This window comes from Chitinophagales bacterium (assembly GCA_019694975.1).
Taxonomy (GTDB): domain Bacteria; phylum Bacteroidota; class Bacteroidia; order Chitinophagales; family UBA10324; genus JACCZZ01.
Genome location: JAIBAY010000001.1, coordinates 348,034 through 372,795, shown reverse-complemented (window position 1 = coordinate 372,795; position 24,762 = coordinate 348,034). Strand labels below are relative to the sequence as shown.

Annotated in this window: 22 protein-coding genes; 6 read left to right on the top strand and 16 right to left on the bottom strand. The window is 45.6% G+C overall.

Annotated features, from left to right (window positions below; translation table 11 throughout):
* Positions 1–254: 254 nt before the first annotated feature.
* The 9 genes from K1X61_01385 to K1X61_01345 form a co-directional block, all read right to left on the bottom strand.
* Positions 255–1,694, bottom strand: a complete 1,440-nt coding sequence (locus tag K1X61_01385) for a BamA/TamA family outer membrane protein (GenBank protein MBX7107276.1) — start codon at positions 1,692–1,694, stop codon at positions 255–257.
* A 53-nt stretch (positions 1,695–1,747) separates the two neighbouring features.
* Complete coding sequence (locus K1X61_01380) at positions 1,748–2,410, bottom strand: CBS domain-containing protein (protein ID MBX7107275.1); 663 nt, start codon at positions 2,408–2,410, stop codon at positions 1,748–1,750.
* A gap of 2 nt (positions 2,411–2,412) precedes the next feature.
* Complete coding sequence (locus K1X61_01375) at positions 2,413–3,180, bottom strand: alpha/beta hydrolase (GenBank protein MBX7107274.1); 768 nt, start codon at positions 3,178–3,180, stop codon at positions 2,413–2,415.
* Between the two features lie 515 nt (positions 3,181–3,695).
* Positions 3,696–4,268 (bottom strand): aminodeoxychorismate/anthranilate synthase component II, encoded by a 573-nt coding sequence (locus K1X61_01370; protein ID MBX7107273.1) that lies wholly within the window; start codon positions 4,266–4,268, stop codon positions 3,696–3,698.
* 57 nt (positions 4,269–4,325) lie between these two features.
* Positions 4,326–4,865 carry a CvpA family protein gene (locus tag K1X61_01365; GenBank protein ID MBX7107272.1) on the bottom strand — a complete coding sequence of 180 codons (540 nt, stop codon included), beginning with the start codon at positions 4,863–4,865 and terminating at the stop codon, positions 4,326–4,328.
* Between the two features lie 103 nt (positions 4,866–4,968).
* A complete protein-coding gene (locus K1X61_01360; protein MBX7107271.1) occupies positions 4,969–5,421 on the bottom strand; it encodes a GatB/YqeY domain-containing protein in 453 nt (150 codons plus the stop codon).
* Positions 5,422–5,565: 144 nt separating this feature from the next.
* A complete protein-coding gene (locus tag K1X61_01355) occupies positions 5,566–5,781 on the bottom strand; it encodes a DUF4834 family protein (protein MBX7107270.1) in 216 nt (71 codons plus the stop codon).
* 75 nt (positions 5,782–5,856) lie between these two features.
* Positions 5,857–8,688, bottom strand: a complete 2,832-nt coding sequence (carB, locus tag K1X61_01350) for a carbamoyl-phosphate synthase large subunit (GenBank protein ID MBX7107269.1) — start codon at positions 8,686–8,688, stop codon at positions 5,857–5,859.
* 334 nt (positions 8,689–9,022) lie between these two features.
* On the bottom strand, positions 9,023–10,987 hold the full coding sequence (locus tag K1X61_01345; protein ID MBX7107268.1) for a T9SS type A sorting domain-containing protein: 1,965 nt from the start codon (positions 10,985–10,987) through the stop codon (positions 9,023–9,025).
* A 286-nt stretch (positions 10,988–11,273) separates the two neighbouring features.
* Here K1X61_01345 and K1X61_01340 point away from each other — a divergent pair, with 286 nt between their 5' ends.
* A complete protein-coding gene (locus K1X61_01340; GenBank protein ID MBX7107267.1) occupies positions 11,274–11,960 on the top strand; it encodes a T9SS type A sorting domain-containing protein in 687 nt (228 codons plus the stop codon).
* 393 nt (positions 11,961–12,353) lie between these two features.
* Here K1X61_01340 and K1X61_01335 read toward each other — a convergent pair whose 3' ends face one another.
* Positions 12,354–12,860 (bottom strand): TlpA family protein disulfide reductase, encoded by a 507-nt coding sequence (locus tag K1X61_01335; GenBank protein ID MBX7107266.1) that lies wholly within the window; start codon positions 12,858–12,860, stop codon positions 12,354–12,356.
* A gap of 266 nt (positions 12,861–13,126) precedes the next feature.
* On the opposite strand from K1X61_01335, the gene K1X61_01330 reads away from it, so the two are divergent.
* From K1X61_01330 to K1X61_01315, 4 genes are all read left to right on the top strand, one after another.
* Positions 13,127–14,710, top strand: coding sequence for a hypothetical protein (locus tag K1X61_01330; protein ID MBX7107265.1), 1,584 nt, complete (start codon positions 13,127–13,129; stop codon positions 14,708–14,710).
* An 83-nt stretch (positions 14,711–14,793) separates the two neighbouring features.
* Positions 14,794–15,642 carry an Omp28-related outer membrane protein gene (locus tag K1X61_01325; protein MBX7107264.1) on the top strand — a complete coding sequence of 283 codons (849 nt, stop codon included), beginning with the start codon at positions 14,794–14,796 and terminating at the stop codon, positions 15,640–15,642.
* Between the two features lie 16 nt (positions 15,643–15,658).
* Entirely contained in the window at positions 15,659–16,066 is a 408-nt protein-coding gene (locus K1X61_01320; GenBank protein MBX7107263.1) for a Rieske (2Fe-2S) protein, read from the top strand.
* A gap of 156 nt (positions 16,067–16,222) precedes the next feature.
* The gene (locus K1X61_01315; GenBank protein MBX7107262.1) at positions 16,223–16,555 is read left to right on the top strand and encodes a hypothetical protein; all 333 of its coding nucleotides are present in this window, start codon (positions 16,223–16,225) and stop codon (positions 16,553–16,555) included.
* Between the two features lie 24 nt (positions 16,556–16,579).
* Here the strand turns inward: K1X61_01315 and K1X61_01310 are convergent, their stop codons facing one another.
* The 5 genes from K1X61_01310 to rfbA form a co-directional block, all read right to left on the bottom strand.
* The gene (locus tag K1X61_01310) at positions 16,580–18,040 is read right to left on the bottom strand and encodes a GH3 auxin-responsive promoter family protein (protein ID MBX7107261.1); all 1,461 of its coding nucleotides are present in this window, start codon (positions 18,038–18,040) and stop codon (positions 16,580–16,582) included.
* 163 nt (positions 18,041–18,203) lie between these two features.
* Positions 18,204–18,944 carry an LPS export ABC transporter ATP-binding protein gene (gene lptB / locus K1X61_01305; GenBank protein MBX7107260.1) on the bottom strand — a complete coding sequence of 247 codons (741 nt, stop codon included), beginning with the start codon at positions 18,942–18,944 and terminating at the stop codon, positions 18,204–18,206.
* 102 nt (positions 18,945–19,046) lie between these two features.
* Positions 19,047–20,753: a single-stranded-DNA-specific exonuclease RecJ gene (recJ, locus tag K1X61_01300; GenBank protein ID MBX7107259.1), complete on the bottom strand. Its 1,707-nt coding sequence runs from the start codon at positions 20,751–20,753 to the stop codon at positions 19,047–19,049.
* Between the two features lie 201 nt (positions 20,754–20,954).
* Positions 20,955–21,884, bottom strand: a complete 930-nt coding sequence (locus tag K1X61_01295; GenBank protein ID MBX7107258.1) for an NAD-dependent epimerase/dehydratase family protein — start codon at positions 21,882–21,884, stop codon at positions 20,955–20,957.
* A 19-nt stretch (positions 21,885–21,903) separates the two neighbouring features.
* Entirely contained in the window at positions 21,904–22,779 is an 876-nt protein-coding gene (gene rfbA / locus K1X61_01290) for a glucose-1-phosphate thymidylyltransferase RfbA (protein ID MBX7107257.1), read from the bottom strand.
* 185 nt (positions 22,780–22,964) lie between these two features.
* Here rfbA and K1X61_01285 point away from each other — a divergent pair, with 185 nt between their 5' ends.
* Complete coding sequence (locus K1X61_01285; protein MBX7107256.1) at positions 22,965–23,561, top strand: hypothetical protein; 597 nt, start codon at positions 22,965–22,967, stop codon at positions 23,559–23,561.
* A 97-nt stretch (positions 23,562–23,658) separates the two neighbouring features.
* Here the strand turns inward: K1X61_01285 and K1X61_01280 are convergent, their stop codons facing one another.
* A complete protein-coding gene (locus K1X61_01280; GenBank protein ID MBX7107255.1) occupies positions 23,659–24,714 on the bottom strand; it encodes a sensor histidine kinase in 1,056 nt (351 codons plus the stop codon).
* Positions 24,715–24,762 lie beyond the last annotated feature (48 nt).

Below are 24,762 nucleotides of genomic sequence, written 5' to 3'. Positions count from 1 at the left end.
TAAACGATAAACATTGAATACTGTCAAACTGCAACTCATTCTTTTCAAATTCACAACAGGCAAAGCTAACAACAAAAATAGGATGTGCCTGCTTAACAAGGCTCCGCATCAAAGGAATCCGGCCGACAGCTCGCATGCGCACCGTGAATGTCTTGATCTGGCTGAAGCATTTCATGGCAGGAAGTTATTGGAGTGGCAAGTTGCGATTCTTCCGGAAGGTGCCGGTGTTTTGATAAAAGCCTTAACAGGAAAAATCAGAACATTGAATTCATGTGCAGGAAAAAGCCGCTTTCACCCAGTTTATTGATGGAATATTCCACCCTGATTGTGGTGTCGTAAATAAGCGTGAGGTCGAGCCCTAAACCACCACCCATTAAAAAAGTATTGTTGAGCGGGTTGTCTTCATAAAAGAGATCGTCCTTTACATATCCGCCGCTGACGAAGGCACGGCCATATAAGGTGAACGGAATGTTCGCTCCTTTCAGGAAGGGATTTTTCTCAGGTGTTTTTATTTTGATTTTGAAGAGCTCGTTTTTTATATCACACCTGCTGTAGGCAAAGCTTTGCCCGTCGATGATGTAATATTCATAGCCATGCACGTAGTCGTTGGAATAACCCAGTCCGCGGTTGAGGTTATATGGCTGACTTTTTGGAAAAGAGACTTTCAGCTTATTGACGGTGCTTGCATACCATTTTCTGCCAAAATGCAGGTATTGGTTGGCGATGATGGTGGAAGAAAAAATATTCACATTATCGTGGAGGCCGAGTCCCAGTTTTGAAACGGATACCTCTACGTAGTTTCCGGTCAGCGGATAGGCAGCGATATCCCTGTAATCGCGGATGAACATGCTGCGCAGGGTGAAATACTGTTGCCGGGTATCACCATTCAGAAAATAATCGGGGTTGAGTTTTGCTATGGTATCCGTAACCTGGTTATCGTTGTAGCTCAAGGTGAAAATGTACTTGTATTTGAATGCAGGCTGATAGATAAGATCAATCAATGAATAAAAGTTAGTTTTCTGATAGGCATCCACATCAAGGTATATCAGGTCCTTATTCCGGCTGAAGCCATAGGTGAGGTTCCGGGTGCGGCCGTAGGAAGCGGTAACCTTCAGTCCGATGTTTTGCTTGCGGTTGATATATGGAATATTGTATTGCAACTGGTAAAGCTGTGAGTAACCGAATAGTGCCACCAGCTTCAGGTCTTCATCACGGCCACGCATATTTTGCTGGTAAAACCGCATGCCGAATTGCAGGTATTTCAGGCTGGCATTATGATCAACAAGCCAGACGGTCAGGTTGCGGTCATACAAATCCAGTGCAGGTACCGGGAAGGCATACCATCTTTCCTTTACGCTTACCGATACATCAATATTTACTCCTTCCCAGTTTTTGATATTGAATACCACTTCATTGAACAGGCCGATATTCATCAGGTGGTTGCGGCTTTCTTCCATTCTTTTCATCAATGCATCAAATGCAATGGTATCGCCCTGTGAAAAAGTTATCTGCCTTAAAATCACCTGCGGCTTGGTTCGCTTGTTGCCTTCAATTATAATATTATGAACCACCACAAAATCAGCGGATGCCGTATCGCCGAGAGTCAATGAATCGGTTTGTGCCTTTGCTATAAAAATAACGGGGAAGAAGATCATCAGCGCAAACGTTACAGCGGCGCTTTTCAGAAGAGGCATAGAAACGAAAGTAAAACAAAAACAGTATCCTGAGGAGACGGAGACAACTGTGATCAGATGTTGAGGTAATTCATAAGTGAATCATATCGCTCTTTCAGATTATCAAAATATTCAGCCTCCAGGAAGGTCTCTTTTACAGTATAATTGTAACGGTTGAGGTCGGATATGACCGGCTGCAGATCCGCGTTGTTCAGCTTGATGGTCACTTCAATTTTTGACATATCATAATCTGTTCCGGCAAACAGGCAGAGTATCTTTACCTGGTTCGCTTCGATGATGCGGATAATTTCCGCCAATGAATAATCCTTCACCTGCAATTCAAGTACGATGATGCCACCCGGCTCCAGGATGTCCGTTTGTTCTGCGAAATAGTTGAGCAGGTCATTCCGTGTGATAAGGCCGATGTAGGTATCCATCTTATCGGTAACCGGTATCACGGTGAGGCGCAACTCAGCCGCCATCTTGAGCACTTCAAACATATGTTCATGGCTGTGAATAAATGGCCTGGCAAGAGAAAGGGCGAGGTTACCGATGGCTTCTTCTTCGCCGTGTGAATTCAGAATATCTTCTTCAGAAACAAGTCCCAGCAATTGGTTTTCATTTACAACCGGCAGGTGAGAAACATGGTAGGCATTCATGAGTTGCAGTGCCCTGGCACCTGTATCGGAAGTCCTGAGCGCAGCAATACTTTTGGATACCAGCTCGGCTGCTTTCATAGTCAGGCGGCTACGTTCAGTTTCTGCAAAAACTCATCGAGAATAATGTTGAACTCGGCGGGTTTTTCCATCATAGGCGCATGGCCGCAATCATCAACAAGCACCAGTTCAGAGTTCACGAGCAACTTGTGAAATTCTTCACCCACGAACGGCGGCGTGATGCGATCCTGCTTGCCCCAGATAAGCAATACAGGCATCGTTAATTTATGCAGCGACCTGCTGAGGTTTTCGCGCATGGCCGACTTTGCCACAGAGATCACCCTGATTGCCTTGCCGCGATTATTGCAGATCTCGTATACCTCGTCCACCAGTTCTTTGGTGGCTACTTTCGGATCATGAAAGGTGTAGGCGGTGCGGTCGCGGATGTATTCATAATCGCCACGCTTCGGATAGCCGCCGCCAAGCGAATCTTCAAACAGGCCTGAACTGCCCGTGAGCACTAAGGCACGTACTTTTTTAGTCTGATCGAGTGCGTATAGTTGTGCGATATGGCCTCCGAGTGAATTGCCAAGCACGATCATCGAATCGTATCCTCGCGCATCCACAAACTGCCGTACATATTTCACCAGCCCGTTAACGGAAGATTCAAGGACAGGCATTTCATAAATCGGCAGTAACGGAATCACCACTTTATAGCGTTTGCTGAATTCATCCAGTATTCCCTTGAAATTACTGAGCGCACCGAAAAGTCCATGCAGTAACAGGAGCACCTCGCCCTCGCCTTCCTCAATATACCTGAACTTGCCGTCCTGTTTTATGCTGATCTCCATACTCCTTTCAGTGCTTAATGCTGCTAAAATAAGTTTTTTATTGAAAAATACTTTGGCTATCACCCGAAGCATGAACATACAATGGTGCAAGTTGTACGATAAAAATGAGCGGTTTTGCTACAGGCTTTTACCGGTTAGCTGTATTCATTGCATTTACATCAACTATCACATGATGGCTGCACCTGCATGTTTGCAGTGCAAGACCTTACTGGGAGCTATCTCAAAATGGGCAATCAATGCGGCCATGCCGGATTTATTCCGGCATCTGTCAATGAATGGAAAAGACCTTGATCCCAATCAATCGGAACAGGATGACTCCAGGTATTTTGAGATAGTTTCTGGATACAGACAATAAGGATTTGAAAAGAGTAATCATTCACGAATCACACATACAGACAAAATTTTGGTTGCCTGTAAATTGTTCAGGCGCAGGATAATTGATTTATGCAGGAAAATATGCTTCAATGCAAAGGGTGCTGCACTTCATTCAATATTCCTGACGGGTTTGTGTTCATTCATTTTAATCCTGACCATTGCAGCCAGTTACGCAGCATCAGGATACCATCAGGGGTCAGGATGGATTCAGGGTGAAACTGGATACCGCAAATCTTTAACGTAGGATGCGCCAGGGCCATGGGTTCGCCATGCTCGCTTTGCGCTATCACATCCAGCGGCGTGCGGTCAAGATTTTTCAGGATCAGCGAATGATACCGCATAGCAGTGAAAGGATTACTGACCTGCTCAAAAACAGGATGCCCTGAGTGTGTGATAACAGAAGTTTTGCCATGCATGGGTTGTGCCGCATGCACGAGATCGGCACCAAAAAATTCACCAATGCCCTGGTGTCCGAGACAAATGCCGAGTAGCGGAAGCCGATGGTGAAAATGAAGGATCAGTTCGGGCAGGATGCCGGCCTTTGAAGGTGTTTCCGGTCCCGGTGAAATCACGATGCCTTCAGGCTGTAAGGCTTCGATCTCATTCAGCTGCATTTCATCATTCCGTATTACCAGGCAGGGCTTACCGAGTTGCAGAAAATAATCCTGCAGGTTGTAGGTGAAGGAATCATAATTGTCGAACAACAGGAGCACCGGCAGGAAGTTGAAGGGCTAAGCATCTGTATTGGAAGATAATAAACGCGGACTCATTTATTGCTGAATGGATTTGCTGATCTTGTCAATCATCGTCTGAAACTCTGCAAACAGGTTCTTTACCACCGGTGTGAAGGACGAAGCCTGCTCTATCATGAACCCGGAAATGCTGTTGATAGCTGCATACATCTTTGATTGTTGCTTCACATAAGGTGTGATGAGTTCAACCTGATCAAGCAACCAGATGAATACACTGAAAAGAACTGTATACACCGCCACATACATGATCACGCCGGAAATCCTGTTTACAAAACCGATATGGGCGAGTTCAAAAATTTTTTCCAGCGATTTGCCAACCAGGTAGATCACCAGTGCAATCACTACGAATACCAGCACGTAAGAAATAACCGGCAGGTAAGCAGAAGTGATATGCAGTTGTTCGTGCAATGCTGTTGCCGCCACGGTACTCAGTTTTACGGCAGCCAGCAGACCGATGCCCCAGGCCAGCAAAGTGAATATGGAGAGAATGAGGCCATTGGTCCATCCTTTCCAGCAGCCGTAGAAAGCAAGCATTAACCAGATAATATCAATCCACATGAAAGAGGTAATTTACGTAGGTAATTATGAAGAAAACAGAGCTGTGTTGTCAGTGCATGAACGGCATAAGCGATAATGTATAAATGCAGGATGCATGCTTTGATTATCCTGCAGCCAGCAATTCCTTCACAATGGCTGAAATGGTTTTCCCGTCTGCTTTTCCTGCAAGTTCCTTACTGGCAATGCCCATCACTTTTCCCATGTCCTGTGGTTTTGTGGCTCCGGTTGCTGCAATGATCTTCGACAATATGCTTCTTAATTCATCGTCACTCATCTGCTGAGGGAGATATCGTTCGATCACTTCAATTTCCTCGCGTTCTTTTTTGGCAAGGTCAGCACGATTTTCCTTTTCATAAATTTCCAATGCATCTTTTCGTTGCTTCACCAGTTTCTGCAACAACTTTATCTCCGATGCTGCATCCGCTTCTTTGGCATCTTTCTCTGTTTTTGCCAGGATGATGGCGGATTTTATAGCACGTATGGCGCGAAGAGCGGCTTCATCTTTACTGAGCATCGCCTGCTTCAAATCGCCATTTATTTTTTCTTCCAGCGACATAATTGTTTGAATTTCCGGCAAAGGTAATATTACTGTTCCGGTAATTTATTTTGAGCGGCAACAATGATACAGTTGTATATCACCCGTTGTTATTCACTGCTGAATGCGGCAATGATTCAAACAGTAATTAAGCGAATGATCAATTCACTTGATCTCTTCGTAGTCAATATATTCTCCGCGGCGATCAGTTGATTTGGGAGGATTGGCAGCAGGAGGCTGTTTCACATAATTACTTTGTTCGCCGCTGCCCGCTGCAGTTTTCTTTTTCCTGATACCAAATAAGGATGGCCAGATAAAACGGATGGCGAGCACAATCAGCAGGACATCCAATACAGGTGTTTCAAAAATGCGTACTAACATGATCGGGAATGACGAAACAAAAGTAGATAAATTGCAGTTAGCCGGTCTTTTGCACAAGGCTTTTGAAGCCGGCCTTTATTTGCTCAGGTACATGCTTTTCTCCTTATACATCTGCCTGAAAAAAGGATCGAACAAATCTTTAATGAACCGGATGGCTTCACCGGTAGATTTCATCTCAGGCCCGAGTTCTTTATTCACGTTGGGAAATTTATCAAAAGAGAAAACCGGTTCTTTGATGGCATAGCCGGTGAGCTTACGGTCAAATTTGAAGTCTTTGATTTTCTTAACACCCATCATCACTTTAGTTGCCGCATTCAGGTAGGGAATCTGGTAGGCCTTCGCGATGAATGGTGTTGTTCTTGATGCCCGCGGGTTAGCTTCAATAACATACACCTTTCCGTTTTTGATGGCATACTGAATGTTGATCAGTCCGCGGATATTGAGTTGCAGGGCGAGTTTTTCTGCATATTCCACCATTTTATCAATCACCTCATATGTGAGATTGAAAGGAGGCAATACCGCGCTTGAATCACCGGAGTGAATACCAGCCGGCTCTATGTGTTCCATGACGCCCATGATATGCACCTGCTCCCCGTCACAAATGGCATCAATCTCGGCCTCTTCGGCACGGTCGAGGAAATGATCAATCAGAATTTTATTGTCAGGCATGTGCTTGAGCAGCTTCAGCACGGCCTGTTCCAGTTCATCATCATTTAGCACGATGCGCATACGCTGACCACCGAGCACATAAGAAGGCCGCACTAAAACAGGATAACCTACCCGTCGTGCCACTGCAACGGCATCTTCCACCGTGAGCGCCACACCGTATTCCGGGTACGGAATTTCCAGCGCTTTCAGCAGATCGGAAAATGCACCACGGTCTTCGGCAAGATCCATGTCTTTGAAGGAAGTGCCTATAATCCTGATTCCTCGCTCCGACAGTTGCTTTGCCAGTTTGAGCGCGGTTTGCCCGCCCAGTTGCACAATCACACCTTCCGGATTTTCGAGTTCTATAATTTCAATCAGGTGTTCCCAGAATACAGGTTCAAAGTAAAGCTTGTCGGCGATGTCAAAATCAGTGGATACCGTTTCCGGATTACAGTTGATCATGATGGCTTCGAAGCCGGATTCACGGATCGCCAGCAAGCCATGCACACAGCAATAATCGAATTCAATACCCTGGCCAATACGGTTGGGGCCTGACCCCAGCACGATTATTTTTTTCCGGTTGGAAACCACTGATTCGTTTTCCACGTCGAACGTGGAATAGTAATAGGGCGTGGCCGCCCCAAATTCAGCTGCACAGGTATCCACCAATTTATAAGTACGGCGGATACCCAGTGATTTTCTTTTCGCATACACCTCCTCTTCGCTGACGTTGCCCAGCAGGTGAGTGAGCTGCAGGTCGGAATAACCCATTTGTTTGAGCTGCAGGAAGAAATGCCGGGGCAGGGTATCCAGCGTATATTTTTTTATTTCTTTTTCAGTGTTCACCAGTTCCTGGATTTGCTCGAGGAACCACCTGTCAATGAGTGTCCACTTATAAATTGTGTTGATGGAAACACCGAGTGACATTGCATCTTTGATTCTGAAGATGCGGTCCCAGGAAGGGTGTTGCAGTTTTTCGAGAATTTCTTCCGAGCGTTTCCAGTGTTTGCCGTCAGCACCGAGTCCGATGGCATCATTTTCAAGCGACTGACATGCTTTTTGAACCGCTTCGATGAAAGTGCGGCCGATGCCCATTACTTCACCCACCGATTTCATCTGCAGCCCGAGTGTTTCATCGGCGCCGGCAAACTTATCGAAGTTCCATCGTGGAATTTTCACGATTACATAGTCGAGCGATGGTTCGAAATAGGCGGAAGTGGTGCCGGTTATCTGGTTACGCAATTCATCAAGGTGATAACCGATGGCAAGTTTAGCCGCAATTTTTGCTATCGGGTAACCGGTGGCTTTGGAAGCCAGGGCGGAAGAACGTGATACACGCGGATTGATTTCTATGGCGATCAGATCTTCCGTTTCAGGATCCATGGCAAACTGTACATTGCAGCCGCCGGCGAAGTTGCCCAGTGAACGCATCATAAGCATGGCCATATTACGCATTCGCTGAAAGCCGGTGTCGCTCAGTGTCATGGCAGGTGCCACCGTGATGGAATCGCCGGTATGTACGCCCATCGGGTCGAAGTTTTCAACCGTACAGATGATCACTACATTATCTCCGGAATCGCGGAGCAGCTCGAGCTCAAACTCTTTCCAGCCCAAAACCGCTTTTTCAACCAGCACTTCATGGGTGGGTGATGCCCTCAATCCACGATCGAGCGCCGCCTCAAATTCTTCTTTTCTGTGAACAAATCCGCCGCCTGTTCCTCCTAAAGTATACGATGGCCGGATTACAAGCGGGAATCCGATATCCTGTGCAATCTCTTTCCCTTCCAGCATGGAGTTAGCCACTTTGGAGGGTGCTACGGAGATACCTATTTCACCCATGAGGTTGCGGAAGGCTTCCCGGTTTTCCGCAAGGTCAATGGCTTTAATATCGACACCGATCATCCGCACCTGGTATTTGTTCCATATACCCAGTTCATCAGCTTCTTTGGCCAGATTAAGCGCTGTCTGACCACCCATCGTTGGCAATACGGCATCAATCCTTCTTCCTGACTCTGTTGATTCTTCCAGTACCTGTACAATCGAATTCGCAGTCAATGGCAACAGGTAGATATGATCTGCCGTAACTGCATCGGTCATGATGGTTGCCGGATTGGAATTGATCAGCGAAACCTTAATGCCTTCTTCGCGCAGGGAACGCGCCGCCTGTGAACCGGAATAGTCGAATTCGCAGGCCTGCCCGATAATGATGGGGCCTGAGCCGATAATGAGCACATGCTGAATAGTATTATCTCTGGGCATTTGAAAAAGTTGAAGATAAACAGATAAGGGCTGAAGGGGGAACAGTTAAAATTCCTGCGGGAAAAAAATAATCATGGCATAGCATGGTTACAGCTTTAACCCGGCTGACAGGTTTGCGTACAAATTTTGAAAACAAATAACCGGTCAGGATGATCAGACACCAGGTAAAAGCAAGGATGCGTGGATGGATAAATACGGTGGAAAGTAGCGGACCTTGCTGCATTTTCATCAAGTGGCAAAAGTAGGAGAATCCTGTTAGTGTTTTTAACAAAGTATGCACAAAAAAAGCCGTTCCCGGTAAGCGGAACGGCTTAATGATGATTGTTGTAATTTCTTACCGAACGACTTCCAGCTTTTGGGTAAGCAGCTGATCGCCGATAGTAACCTTAACCTGGTAAATGCCGGTAGGAAGATGGCTTACATCAACCGGCACAAGCTGACTGCCACTGAGGGTTCCCATATGTTCATCAGCCACAACCTGCCCAAGTAAGTTCACCACCTGGTAGGTCACATCAGCCGGCTGCGTAATTTTCAAATCGAGGTAGGCTGCCTGGTTAGCCGGGTTAGGATATAAAAACACAGACCCACTGACAGGTTGATTATCGATTCCCGTGGTGAATTTCAATCCGTTGATGCCTGCATTCAGTACTTCACCTGTTGAATAGTCAACCACCATGCCGACTACCTTCAACCGGTTGACATTATAGGCAGCAGGTACCGTATAGGTGAATTCATAGGAATAGCTGGATCCGCTGTTCAGGGTGCCCGGAAGACTTCCTGCAGTTCCATCCACGCTGCTGAGCAATGCCCTGCCTACAAAATCATAATACATCTGTGCTGCCGGTATGTGTCCCGGCTGATTTTCATATCCCTGCATCGGTCCGGCATATCCATAATCTGCGATGGAATAGTAATTGGTTTGCGCATAGGTGCCGCTTGTGCCATGTACACTGTCTTCTCTCAAAACAGCTACAAAGCGATAATCTCCGCTGAGGTTTTGAAGAAAATCACCGGTCAATGTGGCCGTGAGCTCTTTGGTAGTACTGTTATATACCGGATCTACCGTAACTTTCACAGCAGGTGCATTCGAGATACTGTTAATGAAATCTCCCTCCAGTTCTGAAGGATCAACGATGTAGTTTCTGTTGATAATCACACTCGGGTAGCCCTGAAAGCCGGGGAAGGAGCCCACCCAATTGTCGTATGCCGTAAGCTTCATCGGGTCGCCGTTATGCACTGCGATGCCAATGAACTGATCAGGATATGCTTCGCGCATGTAATCCATAAAAACGATGCCTCTGACACACCAGCCGCACCAGGTGCCGGTGGCTTCTTCGGCAACATAATGCTGATCAGGATTCGGCACTACACCGGAAATGGTAAAACTGCCATCGTTATTGTCGGCGTCAAGCTCTGCTGAGCCGCCATTGATATTGGAGATGGTGAGCGACAGATTATGACTTCCGGGTAAGGTAACATATTCCGCAGAGGCAGTGTAGGTATAGCTTTCAAATGTTCCGATATTGATGCCTGTGATGGTTTCGGGATAGGTGTTTGTTCCATCAGTCCATGTTGCATCAAAAGAAGTAATGGGAACCGTGCCGAGGTTTGAAATGGTAGCAGTAACACTCAACGGCAGGTTGGTGATATATTTTGAGAATGCGGTAAAAGTAGGTGTAGGATCCAGTTTGCCGATCTGAAAAGTGGAAACACCGGCATCGAGTCCGGCTACCGGTGCATACACCAGCATGTTATCCATCGCCCATCCGTACAACCAGTCACCGCCGTCATCATAGGCGAATGCAATTTTTACATTGCTTTGCCCGGCATACGCCGAAAGGTCAACAAAACGTGTTTCCCAGTCACCGGTGTTACCGGCCAGTTCTGTTACTGTTGACCAGGTGGTACCACCGTCTGTTGAAGCTTTTATGGAAGCCGATTCCGTGGCGCCGCCGTAAGATAAATTATAATAGTAATTATCGAAGCTCATGAAGATATAGCTGTATCCGGAAAAATCCATTGCGGGAGAGATCAGCATATCATTGCTTTTATCGCAGTTGCAGGCATCATCGTTGGTGCATGCCATTTTAGTATGCGCCGAAATGGGAAAGCTGGAGCTTTGCAGCTGTGTATTAGTGCCAAATTTCCAGCCACCGTCGTCAGCGTTGGTCACTTGTGACCAATCGGAGGGAAGTCCGGTACCCTCAAAATTTTGAGAATACAGTGTTGTCTGCGCCGATCCTGCTTCTGCCAGCAGTAATAACGCAAGGGTAATGAATGCAAGAGTAGATTTTTTCACGGTACTATTTTTTGTTTGGGGGTGAGAAAAATTGAAACCCCGAAGATAAGAAGATCATTCATTGCGGCATAATAAATATGTTACGGCAATGTGATAACTCATGTAGTGGCGCTTTGAAAGCGCCCAATCTTATGTAAGGCTGACTGCAATTGTCATGGTTTTGTTAGAAAAGGAAGCCGGTGGGAGGCCGCTAATATATTTTATAATAAAAATTCGCTGTTTAAGAGGTAGTTTGTACATTTACGGCATAATTTTTTCAGGCCACAGGTATAAATTTTTACATCCCATGAAAAAACTTTTTACGCTTGCACTGTTTGTAGTGTCATTTGTGTTGCATTCCCAATCACAAAATGTTACCATCAGCCCAAGTAATTTTGACCTTACGGTCAGCTACGATGATTACGGCGACGCTAATGCAACAGTAACTAATAATACCAATACGACCAGGACTTTTCGCTGGATACGGATTGTGGAAGATGCGCCTGCAGAATGGACAACCACGGTCTGTGATAAAAACAACTGCTATTCAAGTGCTACGGCCAGCCAGGATTTTGTATTGGCAGCGAATGCCGGCGGACTTTTAAGACTGACGGTAAATCCCAATTTGGTTACCGGTGAAGGCCATTACCAGATAGTGGTTTTTGATATCTACGACAGCACAAATACCAATGCCGTTCTTCATGTGAATGCTGTGGGGAAGGATTTTACAGGAATAGCAGATCCCATTGGCACCTCTTTAACCATGTATCCTATTCCGGCTAAAGACATTCTTAACATTAATTTTGATGGGATAAATAATGCAAACAGCATTGCTATCTATAATGTAGTTGGACAGAAAATGAAATCGGTGAATGTGTATGCGGGCAGCAAATCCGTAGCTGTTCCGGTAGCTGATTTAAAAAAGGGAGTTTACTTCTTAAGAGTTTACAGCAACAATAAAGAAGTGGTAACCAAAACCTTTACCAAAGAATAAAGACCATAGCTTATGATAAAATGCCCTGGCGACAGGGCATTTTTTTTTGCCTGAAGCGGTATGAGCAGGTTTTTAGCTCGCTGTTAACCTGAATGATAACAGAAGCTATCTCAAAACAGGCAATCTATGCGGTCATGCAGAATTTATTTCGGCATCTTTCAATGAATTGAAGAGATCCTGATGCAGATCAATCGGGACAGGATGACTCCGGGTATTTTGAGAAAGCTTCTGGAAATTTCCCTGCAAGCTTCCACTTATGGATGGCAGGCTCAAAGCCATTTGTTGAAGAAATAGCATAATGCTGAGCAAACGCTTAGCATTTCAAATACATTGAACAATGGCTGCCACTAAAGATGGATTGAAACGGAGTGAATCAAATCCCTTTCATTCAAATTACTGTGCAGATAATTCTTTGAGTTTTTCTTCCAATTCAAACTCATCCCCTTCCACATAACCGCTGTGTACCAGGGCAATTGTTCCGGATTTATCCGTCACCACAGTATAAGGGACATTCTGAAAACTGAGCGCTCGTTTCAGATCCTGGTTAGGATCAAGTAAAACCCGGTAAGGCCATCCTGAGCCATCTACGGTAGGCTTCACCTTGGTCACATTGCGGGAATCATCAATGGAAACGGCTATCAGCTCCACATTGTATTTTTTTTGCCAGTCTTCGTATATATCGGTGATATTGGTGAGTTCTTTCTTGCAGGGAACACACCATGTGGCCCAAAAACTGAGAATAATGATTTTTCCATCATTGCCAAGCTGACTGATATCTACTTTATTGCCATCAATGTCCGATAGGGTAACGGAAGGCAGTTTCTTTTCCTGCGCAGCAGTAAAATGCGCATGGGATACTAAAAGCAATAATGAAAAAATTGACAGGAGATGCTTATTCATGATTATTCTTTTTTAGGGTGGCGGGCAAATTTATAACCAAAATTCGGATTGGCCGTATTTGCCTGCAGGACAAACCTTACGGCCGGATATGCAACCTGCTGATGTACCAGTTGAATTTTCGATTCCCGAAAAATTATCTTTACCACGTGCGCTGAATTTGATCGGTAAAGAATAGCTGATTGCGGAAATATTTTGATTTCTTTGAACCCTGATATTGTTTTGAAACCCTAACAGGTAATAAGTTTTACCAGGCCTCTTTTTCAATAATGATGCGAAATTTTATTTTCCTTGTATTTGCACTATTCACTGCTGCAGACTCTTTTGCGCAACAGGGGTCGCTCTCCGGTGACCTGCAAACCAATGTGAATATTTTCCAGCGCGACTCCTCTATTGGCGCCTACAACACGCCTTTGTACGATAATTATTTCACCGGTATTGAATCATGGCTGAGCGTGAACTACAGCATTTCAGGGTTTAATGCAGGCATCAGGCTCGATGGTTTCCTCAATTCAAACCTGTTTAATCCAACCGGCGCTTATACCGGCGTCGGCATCGGATATTATTACCTGGAAAAGCAGGTGGGAAAACTGACGGTGCATGGAGGGCATTTCTATGATCAGTTCGGAAGCGGAATCATCTATCGTTCCTATGAAGACCGCGGGCTGGGTATCGATTATGCCACCTACGGAATTAATCTTAAGTATCAGTTGAATGACCGCTGGCAGTTAAAAGGTATTGCGGGGCTGGAGAAAAATTTGTTTTCATTTTACAAGCCCACCATCAAGGGACTTAATGTGGATGGCAGTATTGATGTGAGCGAAGATATCCGGCTTTTACCCGGCGCAGCTTTTCTGAACCGAACCATGGACCAGGCATCGATGGATGTGGTGGTGGCTACCATCAACAGTTATGACTCTATTGACCGGTTTGTTCCCAAGTATAATGTTTATGCTTTTTCCGGATACTACACACTGAGCTTCAAAAAATTCAGCTGGTACCTGGAAGCCGCAGCCAAAACGCATGAAGCTATCAAGGATGCTACCGGAAAACTGGTAGATGAAGACGGCAATGTCATTTATACCTCATTGTCTTTTTCGCAGAAAGGCCTTGGTCTCACAGGCCAGTTTAAACGCACCGATAATTTTGTGCTGCGCACTTCACCCAACGAAACCTTGCTGAATGGCGTGCTGAATTACATTCCGCCCATGGCCCGGCAGAACTCTCTCCGCTTACCGGCCCGTTATCAGCCGGCTACACAATATCTCGGTGAACTGGCTTACCAGTTTGATGCCGTGTACACACCGGTAAAAGGATATACCATAGAAGCCAGTTTTTCCAATATCCGCGACCTGAACAATACCCATCTATGGACGGAACTATACGGTCAGATGGAAATTACCAAATCGAAAAAATTCCAGTACCTCATTGGCGGCCAATATATTTTTTATAATCAGCAGGTGTATCTCAGTGAACCTTTGCCCGATCAAACGGCAGTCACGCCATTTGCGGAATTCACGTATAAACCAACCAGGAAGCAGTCAGTGCGGTTTGAATTGCAATATCAGGTTACGAAGGAAGATTACGGGTCGTGGCTATTTGCGCTTGCGGAATATAACATCGCCCCCAATTGGTCGTTCGCAGTTTCCGACATGTACAATATCGATCCTAATCCTGAAAAAACAACCGATAAGAATCATTACTATAACTTCTTCGTCGCCTACACAAAAAGTGCAAACCGTTTCACATTATCGTATGTGAGGCAGGTGGCAGGCATCAATTGTACCGGAGGCGTATGCAGGTATGAGCCCGCTTTTGCAGGGTTGAAGTTTAATCTTACATCAACTTTTTAAACTAATTTTAGACCGTTCTTAAAACATAAATCATCATCACTGGAAGTGTCGTGATTGCTGTTTTTTCATTTTGTAATCAGATTATGTTCAAAAAGCAAGCGCTCCTACTTTTTTTCCTGATTGTTGCCGGATGTTTATTTCATTCCTGTGATGAGATTGGTCCGAATATAAACTATGGCGGAGGCGGTGGCAATGTTGACACCACGAATGAAAGAGTGGTGCTGATGGAAGTATTTACGGCCGTACGGTGTGTTAATTGCCCCGCAGGTCGCGAAATAATTAACGACCTGCTGGATTCCTTTCCCGGCAGGATTGAAGTAGTGGAGATACATAGCGGCGATCTTGCTGTTCCTATCCATAACACCGATCCTGATTTCAGATGTGAGGATGCGGATAATATTACAGCCTATCTCGGACCATTTCCGTTTCAGCCTTCAGCGGCCATTGACCGCAAATCATGGGAGCTGACGCCCGGAAATGTGCAACGCCTTATTGACCGCAACTACTGGAACCTGATGGTCAGGCAGGAGCTGGACAGTCTGCCATCCGTAAAGATCTCTATCGAAAAGGATTACAATGCAGGCAGCAGGTTATTAACCGTTACCATGAAAGTGGATTTCCTGAAAGATGTAAGCGATATTATCAATGCCACCTTGCTGCTTACGGAAAGCGGAATGGTGGCGGCACAGGATAGCGGCCCTACGGATGTGGTGGAAGACTATGTGCATGAAGATGTGTTGAGAACATTTCTCACCAGTCACAGCGGTGAGCTGGTGAATGCTGAAAAGACGGCCGGCAGCAGCTGGTCCATTACAAGAAGCATTACCCTTCCTGTCGAATGGAATGCCGGCAATTGCAGGGTGATTGGGTTTGTATCGAAATCGGCCGGAACGTATGATGTGCTTCAGTCGGCAGGGACTTCAATTAATTAATTCGCCCTCTTAAATTATGGATAGAAAGGAATTTTTAAAGAAGCTGGGATATAGTGCGTCTGCACTTTTTATAGCCGATTTTTTAAGCGGTTGCTCCAAGATTGACGCGATTCCGGATGTGGATTTTTACATTGATCTGCTGGATCCTCAGTACAGCATACTGATGAATTTAGGCGGATATGTGTACATCAGCAATGTAATCGTTTTCAAAGGACTCGATAATAATTACTATGCGCTTTCGAAAGTTTGCACCCACCAGGGCTGCAATGTAGAGTATAATGTGTCCTATAATGAAATGACTTGTCCTTGCCATGGTTCTCATTTTGATACTTCCGGCAATGTGACAATGGGCCCTGCCAGTTCTCCGTTGCCACAATATGCCACGCAGCTGATCGGCACGCAGCTTCATGTTTACACTCCTTAGCAGGCTGTTACTTCGCACATGCTTTTTCAAAGGGGCTGCTCAAGAAAGCATACCGGCATAAATCGAAATGAATTTCACCACAGGGCAGAATTGCAGCTGTTAGTTAAGTCCGCAAAAGGTGGATCATCCGGTTGCTGTTTGGTTTATTGAGATTTAATGAAGTACTTCGTAAAAAATGCCTTTATGGGATTTCTGAATAAATTATTTGGCGGTGCCAAAGCGGATAAACAGGGAATGGCGGCGCAAATGTTATCGCAGCTGACAACCGATCTTAACCTTACGGGAGAGCAACTGGAAAAAATGAAGGCTGCTTTTCAGCAGTTTCGTGAGCAGCGCAAAGCCGCAAAAACAGGTGGTGGCGACATTAAATCGCAGATGCAGGGTATCAGGCAGGATTTAAAAGCACAAGTCCAGGATTTGTTATCAGCAGAGCAGAAGCAAAAATTTATGGCGAATTTCGAATCGTATAAGGAGTTCTTCCGGCAGTAGAACTTCAACGGTGCATGCTGCATATCAGGATGACTGCTGCAGGTTGGCTGAGGCTAATATTTCTTCCACATAAGTTCTGTCGTTGCTCAGGCGTGGAACTTTGTTTTGACCACCGAGCTTCCCTTTCGATTTAAGCCAATTATAGAATGTATCAGGCCGAAGTACATGAATCACAGGAAGCAGTAGTGCAAGGTCGTGCGAGCGTTTGGCATCATAATCTGAATTGACAGCCCTGAGCGTATCATCCAGTACCCGCGTGAAGTGTGCAAGGTCATCAGGCTGCTTTGAGAATTCTATAAGCCACTCATGTCCGCCACGGTTTTGTAAGGTGAGATAAATAGGTGCCACCGTATAATCATTTACCGCTGCGCCAGTCAGCCGGCATGCCTCGGATATAGCACGGTCAGTATTATCCACGATAACCTCCTCGCCGAAAGCATTGATGAAGTGCTTCAACCTGCCGGTTACCTGTATTTTAAAAGGTCGTACGGAAGTAAACCTGATCGTATCACCCACCACATATCGCCATAAGCCACCATTGGTGGAAATCACAAGCCCGTAACTTTCACCGGGTATTACTTCATGCAGCAAAACCGTCCGGGGAGCTGACTTGCCAAATTCGGTGGATGGAATAAATTCATAGAAGATACCATTGTTCAGGTGCAGCAGGAGATCGTCGTCTTCCAGGCCATACTGAAATCCGAAGAATCCTTCCGAGGCATTATATGTTTCATAGTAGTACATATCATTTGCCTGAATTAAAGACCTGAATGCTGCACGGTATGGCTTGAAGCTAACGCCGCCATGTATGTACAATTCAAGATTTGGCCAGATGGTTTTCAGGTTATTTTCCCCGGTTAGCTCAAACAGTCTTTTTATCAGCAGCATGGTCCATGTCGGCACGCCGGAGATATTGGTCACATCTTCATGGACGGTAGCTTTGGCAAGTGCTTCCAGTTTCATCTCCCAGTCATTCATGAGTGCAACAGACAGGTCGGGTGTACGGTACCATTGCGCGAAGAAGGACATGTTCTGCAATAAGACAGCCGACAGGTCGCCATACACGGCAGTTCTGTTCATCGGATTGATTTGATGACTGCCACCAACGATCAATCCTTTGCCGCTCAGCAGCCTTGTATTCGGATTGGCATTGCAATAGGCGGATAACAGATCAATGGCGCCACGGTAATGGCAATCCTCAATCGACTCTTCCGTCATCGGGATGAACTTGCTTTTATCCGAAGTGGTACCGGAAGATTTTGAAAACCATTTTACAGGCGAGTTCCAGAGGATGTTTTGTTCCCCATCCATCAGGCGTTGAATAAAAGGTTTCAGGGATTCATAGTCCTGCAATGGTACACGCTTTCTAAAATCATCAGCATAGCGGATGTCGGCATAGCCATATGCCTTTCCCCATTCAGTGTCCCGTGCTGTTTCTATGAGGTATTGAAAAACTTTCTGCTGTGCGTCAAGCGGATAATCCATCCACAGCTGAATCTGGCTGATACGCTGTCGGAGAAACCATTGTACTATGGGAGAAAAGACAAACAATAGTGTATGAAGGTGAAATGATGGTTAACCGCAAAACCAATTGCTGAAAGATGGGAAAGAAATTCGGAAATATATATCGGTCAGCGGAATTCCATGGTCATGGAACAGGATTTTTACGCCGCAGTTCAAAATTGCGCCCCAGATAAACCTTACGTACCTGTTCATCGGCCGCCAGTTCCTCCGCCGTTCCCTGCTTCAATATCCTTCCTTCGAAAAGCAGGTAGGCGCGGTCGGTGATGGATAATGTTTCCTGCACGTTGTGATCGGTGATGAGGATGCCGATATTTTTGAATTTCAGCTTGGCGACAATCATTTGAATATCTTCAACGGCTATCGGGTCAATGCCTGCGAAGGGCTCATCGAGCAGTATAAATTTGGGGTCAACGGCTAATGCCCTGGCAATCTCCGTTCTTCTTCTTTCGCCGCCGGATAACAGGTCGCCCCTGTTTTTCCGCACGTGATTCAGGCCGAATTCATCCAGCAGGATCTCCAGTTTTTCTTTCTGTTCCTTTTTGGATAGTCGTGTCATCTCCAGCACGGCGGAAACATTGTCTTCCACGGATAACTTTCTGAAGATGGACGCTTCCTGCGGCAGATAACCAATTCCTTCCTGCGCGCGCTTATACATGGGCTGATGCGTGATGTCGAGCTGATCGAGCAGAATTTTTCCTTCATCAGGCCTTACCAGCCCCACCGTCATGTAAAACGTAGTGGTTTTTCCGGCACCATTAGGACCAAGTAGTCCGACAATTTCACCTTGCTGCACAAAGACAGACACATGGTCTACCACCTTGCGCTGCCTGTATGCCTTTACCAGATTTTCTGTACGGAGGATCATGTTTTCTTGTATTGGTTGATGAATACTCACAGCAGGTGATCCCGGCATTTACTTCTTCGGGAATTGTTATGCACCGGTGTCGTGAATTTTCATCAGTTCACTTCAGCTGACAGTGCGGGATGGTCTTACATCTTTAACCGTCATCTCAATCTTCTTCTTGTTGTTCCATTCATTCTCATCAAGGTTGTAACAGATGTCGAATGGCTGGCCGCCTTTAATGATGGGCAGCAAACTCCCCATGCCAAAGCCGATGCCATTCAAAGATCCATGCCCCTTTTTAAGCGAAAATTTAAGATGATCCGTGCCTACGATGCGCGACCAGCCGGTATCTTCCACATTACTTGTCATGAAAACCGGTTTCATATTCTGCGGACCGAACGGAGCAAACTGTTTCAGTACACTGTAAAACCTTGGTGTGATTTCTTCCATCTCCAGTTCCGCATTGATTTCAATTTCCGGCGTGAGGTACCTTTCTTCAATGGTTGATGCCACTACCTCTTCAAACCGATTGGTAAATGCTTCAATATTTTCGATGCGCATGGTAAGCCCGGCTGCAAACATATGACCGCCAAACTGTTCCAGCAAATCACAGCAGGCGAGAATCGCTTCATAAATATCGAAGCCGGCCACGGAACGTGCAGAACCGGTAGCAAGCCCATTTGATTCGGTGAGGATGATGGTAGGGCGATACCACTTATCAATCAGCCTGGAGGCGACGATTCCGATTACACCCTTATGCCAGTGCGGCTGAAAGAGCACCGTGCTTTTTTTACCGGCCTGAGCAGGATCGGCTTCCAGCATGGCCAGTGCTTCCAGTGTGATGGAACTGTCAAACTCCCTCCGGTCGGTATTGTGTTTGTTCAGCACTTCCGCATTGCCCGCAGCATGATGAGCAGATTCGGAGATGAGCAGTTGCACGGCATTGCGTGCATCATCCATTCTTCCTGCGGCATTGATGCGCGGCCCGATCACGAATACAAGGTCGGAGATGGTAAATTCCTTTTTAACCGTGTTAGACTGCATCAGGGCGCGGAGGCCTTCGCTGGGCTGCTGATTGATCTTCAATAAACCATAATGGGCCAGCACACGGTTTTCGCCGGTAATCGGTACAATGTCGGATGCAATGCTTACCACCACAAAATCGAGGTACCGGAGATAGCTTTCATCAGGAAGATTGTTTTGCTGCGCGAATGCACTGATCAGTTTAAATCCTATGCCGCAACCACTCAGCTCTTTATAAGGGTAGCTGCAGTCGCTTCTTTTAGGATCAAGCACCGCAATGGCTGCAGGAATTGTTTCGCCGGGTAGATGATGGTCGCAGATGATAAAATCAATGGACCGTTGTCGTGCATATTCGATTTTATCAATCGATTTTATCCCGCAGTCCAATGCGATAATAAGGGTGAACCCTCTCTCTTTTGCCCAGTCAATTCCCTGTGAAGAGATGCCATATCCTTCCGTGTAACGGTTGGGAACGTAATAATCCACCATCACACCCAAGGCCAGGAAGAAGGAATATACAGTAGCTACGGAGGTGGTTCCGTCAACGTCATAGTCGCCGTAAATCAAAACCTTTTCATGGTTTGCTATGGCCCTTTCAATTCGCTTTACGGCGACGTCCATATCTTTCATCAGCAACGGATCATGCAGGTCGGCGAGTGAAGGACGGAAAAATTTCCTGGCCTCTTCAAAAGTGGAGATGCCCCTTTGTACCAGCAGTTGTAATAATACAGGGTGAATATTCAGCGCAGTCTGCAATCTTGCCAGTTGATGCGGATCTGTTTCTTTAAGTACCCAGCGCTTGATCATATTGTCACAAGATAGTTTAATTAGCAGTTGTCTTCTCTATAATTTGCCGGTGCCTCCGGCTGCATATCTCATCTTCCTTGTTGCATCAAACCTATAACAACCCGGGTTGAATAGCTGCTGCTATGGCAGGCACTTTTATTATATCGCTGACCGTCAATACAAGTTCAAATATAAAGCCCATAAAGCAATTCAATGACTTCGTCAGAAATTGCCGGAGGCAATCGTTCTGCGCAATCCTTCATCCAGTGTCACCAAAGGGTGGTTAATCAATTGTTTCATTTTTTCAGCATCCGGTTTCCGGCGCAGCATATCACCTTCCTTTAATGGCGGATGATGAATGATTTTGGATTTTGATTTGGTAATGCGGATGATTTTTTTTGCCAGGCTGATGATGGTGGTTTCCTCGTCGCAACCGATGTTCACAACGGCATTCAGGTATTTCTGTTGGTTGAGGGCATTTACAGTGGCTTCAATATTGTCATCTATAAACAGAAAGGTGCGTGTTTGTTTTCCGTCGCCGTACAGCACAATTTCCTTATGATGTAATGCCGCGCGGATGAATTTGGAAACCACGAAGTCAACCGATTGCTTAGGGCCGTAGGTATTGAAGAAACGAAAGATCGTGTAATTCAAACCGTATTCTTTGTGATAAGATTTGAGAAAGGACTCGCCTACGTTTTTTACTATCGCATAAGGAAGTCTTGAATTCAATGGAGTCGTTTCTTCATTCTGCGGAAACTCAACCGGTTCACCATATACTTCGGAAGAGGAGGAATAATAGACGCATTTCACGCCGGTGTTTTTGGAAAGATCGAGAATGTTGCGAATGCCTTTTATATCGTTCAAAACATTCACCGGATTATTCAATGTCCGTTGTACGCCGACCACGGCTGCATAGTGAAACACATAATCAAACTGATACGCCACCATGATGGAGGAAACATCAGCGAATTTGTTGACGTCGGCTTTGATGAAGTGCCAGTTTTTGTATTGCTTCGACGGCAGTTTTTCTTTCGTACCGGTAAGCAGGTTGTCAACAATCACCACGTAATTGTTTTCATCCTGCACTAATTTATCAGCCAGGCAACTGGCAATAAATCCTGCTCCGCCGGTGATTAATATTTTACGCACTTTGCAGTTCTGTTTAAATTTAGTTATTTGTTTTTAAACGCATCAACTCCATCAAATAATTTCCGTAACCACTTTTCAGCAATGGCTCCGCCAAGTGTTTCAATTGATGATCGTCAATATATTTTTTGCGCCAGGCAATTTCTTCAATGCATCCTATTTTTAATCCCTGCCGGTTTTCTACTACCTGCACAAATTGTGAGGCTGCCATGAGTGAGTCAAAAGTGCCGGTATCGAGCCAGGCCGTACCTCGGTCGAGGATGGCCACTTTCAATTTTCCTCTTTGGAGATATTCTTTGTTTACATCGGTGATTTCATATTCTCCACGGCTGCCCGGCTGCAGGTTTTTTGCAATTTCAACCACAGCATTGTCGTAGAAATACAAGCCGGGCACCGCAAAGTTTGATTTGGGATGAACAGGTTTTTCTTCGATGGAGAGCACTGTATTTTTATCATCAAACTCAACTACACCATACCGTTGAGGATCGCTTACGTGATAGGCAAAGATAATTCCGCCATCCGGTTGTGTGTTGTGTTCGAGGAAAGTACCCAGCCCTGATCCGTAAAAAATATTGTCGCCGAGGATCAAAGCCACACTGCCGCCTCCAATAAATTTTTCGCCAATTACAAATGCCTGGGCGAGCCCGTTTGGTTTTTCCTGGATCGCATACTGAAAGTTACAGCCGAGTTGTGAACCATCGCTGAGCAATCTTTTGAACTGCGGCATATCCTGCGGGGTTGAAATAATCAGCACTTCATTAATGCCCGCCATCATCAGCACTGACAGCGGATAATAGATCATGGGTTTGTCGTAGATGGGCATGATCTGCTTGCTGATTGCATAAGTAATCGGATATAACCGGGTTCCTGACCCGCCGGCGAGAATGATTCCTTTCATGTTGATGCTGTATAATCCTCCAAAGATGAAGTGAGGTGATTGTTCGTTGGTACGAAAATAGGAAAAGTAAGCCAGCGAAGAACAGAACCCTTCGCCTCCTGAAAAGGAACGAAGGAAATTTTACACTTGTAAGGGCAATGAATTATTTTTGAAGACATAATTTCATCCAAACCACCTCTTGTGTCATGAATCACTATGCTACCCTGAAAACCCTGTGCCTGCTGCTGTTAGTTACTTCCCTGTTGAATTCCTGTTCAACGGGTTACGAAGCGAGCAGGTATTCGCATCTTAAGTATGTAAAAAAGCAACAGGATACTGAGCAAGCGGGCACAGTGCAAAACTTTAGTAAAGAGGATTTGAAAAAGACAGATAAAACATTGCCATCCCTGCTCCAGTCACCCGAAAGCGATATGGCATCTGTGGAAGTAAAACCTGATCTCAGGAAAATCAATAGCAGCAATAATTTCCTTGCGCCTGCTGAGCAACCACTGACCGGAGCTTTGCAATCTCCCCTCTCTGAAAGCAATGCCAATGGCAGTATTACAGGACAACCGTCGTATGACTTCACTCCTACATTCAAAAAGCTGAAGGCCTTAGCCCCGACAGATATCACCCAGGATCAGCACAAGTTGTTATTGCTGTGGATCATTCTTGCAGGCGCGGCAATTGTATTAAGTTTATTGATCACCGCGTCATGGGTTTTCGGCGTATTCGCAACTGTTGCTGGCATTGCGGCGCTGGTGTTCTTTATACTTTGGATAATTAATATTGCAAAGAGTTAAACAGATTGCCATTCAACAATGGTATTCAAGAGATCATCGCAGCAGCAAGACGAGAAAGCATGCCCGTCTTTTTTTATTATGGAAGGTTAATGATAGATCAGCTATCCGGATTTTTCATCAGTGTAAATCCAAATGTAGAACCTACGCCAACCTTGCTGCGCACATTGATGGTTTGACCGTGCGCCTCAATGAGGTGTTTTACGATGGCAAGTCCGAGGCCTGTTCCGCCCTGTTCGCGGGAGCGGCTCTTGTCAATACGGTAAAATCGTTCAAACAGACGCGGCAGATGTTCTTCCGAGATACCGATGCCATCATCGGTTATCTCTACCAGCAGGTTATCGGCCATATCATAAAAACTCACGATGGTATTGCCGTTTTCATTTCCGTATTTGATCGAGTTATCAATAAGGTTCACCATTACCTGCCGTATTTTGTCCTTGTCGGCAGAAACATAGAAAGGCCTTTCGCATCCTTTCTTAATAGAAAAATGGATGCCGTGCATATTGGCTTTGTACTCCATTTCCTCAAATACATCTTTAGTGAGTGAATAGATATCAAACGTCACGTATTCCAGTTGTTCTTCCCCGCTTTCCAGTTTGGCAATTTCCTCCAGGTCGTTCACAAGGTTGCAGAGGCGTTCGATGCTGCCGGCTGTTTTTTCGAGGAAGTGCCGGTTCACTTCACTGTCGTCCATGGCGCCATCCAACAGGGTATGCACATATCCCTGTATGCTGAACAGCGGTGTTTTGAATTCGTGTGACAGGTTAGAAAGAAACTCTTTGCGGTATTGTTCCGCTTTTCGCAATCCTTCAATTTCTTTATGGCTGTCCTCCGCCCATTGCTGCACTTCTTCCTGCACATCGGTGAGCGGATCATCAGAACGCAGCGATTTGCCCAGTATATCTTTGGTAAAACGGTTCAGCTTAAGATTATGAATCGTTTTATAAACGAGTTTGATTTTGCGGTAGATAAAGGCCTCGAGTACATAATAAAAAAGGAAATAAGAAATGCCCATCACCACTATGAATAGTACAAAGCAACTCAGCCAGTTGGCAAGGCGGAATGTTTGGGTGGCAGCGACCACTGTGGTTGCCACGAGAGCTACCGCCAGCGAAATATAGAAAGCAAGTGTCCTTGGATTCTGATTCTTCATGTATGCATCCAGCAGATTTGATGTGCGGTAAAGCTACGCTATCCGCAA